This window comes from Desertibacillus haloalkaliphilus, assembly GCF_019039105.1.
Lineage (GTDB): Bacteria > Bacillota > Bacilli > Bacillales > KJ1-10-99 > Desertibacillus > Desertibacillus haloalkaliphilus.
In genome coordinates this window covers 1-391 of the sequence record NZ_JAHPIV010000277.1, presented here as the reverse complement: position 1 = coordinate 391, position 391 = coordinate 1, and the positions used below count along the sequence as shown (strand labels likewise).

Below are 391 nucleotides of genomic sequence, written 5' to 3'. Positions count from 1 at the left end.
CCTACAAGCGTACGTATGCACGATGGAATGATGCAGCGGGACGTACAGAAGAATGGCATGAGACGGTTAAGCGTGTAATCGAAGGAAACATCAACTTGGATCCACGTTTGCAAGAAGGTACAGCGTCAGTTGCTGATATTGATGCGCTACAAATCGAAGCCGAGGAATTGTTCCGTGCGATTTACTCATTGTCTGCAACGCCATCTGGTCGTAACTTGTGGATTTCAGGGACGCCTTATCAAGAGGCGCACGGTGATGCGTTGAACAATTGCTGGTTTGTGGCCATGCGTCCACAAGCATATGGTGAGAGCCACATTGTGCCACCATATGCAGACAAGCAAGAAATCATGGCATCAATGCCATTTGCCTTCTTGTTCGACCAATTGATGAA

The 391-nt window shown here is 47.8% G+C and carries 1 pseudogene; it reads left to right on the top strand.

What is annotated here, in order from left to right:
- Nucleotides 1-391 (top strand): annotated as a pseudogene (locus tag KH400_RS21910) (ribonucleoside-triphosphate reductase, adenosylcobalamin-dependent); the annotation flags it as partial.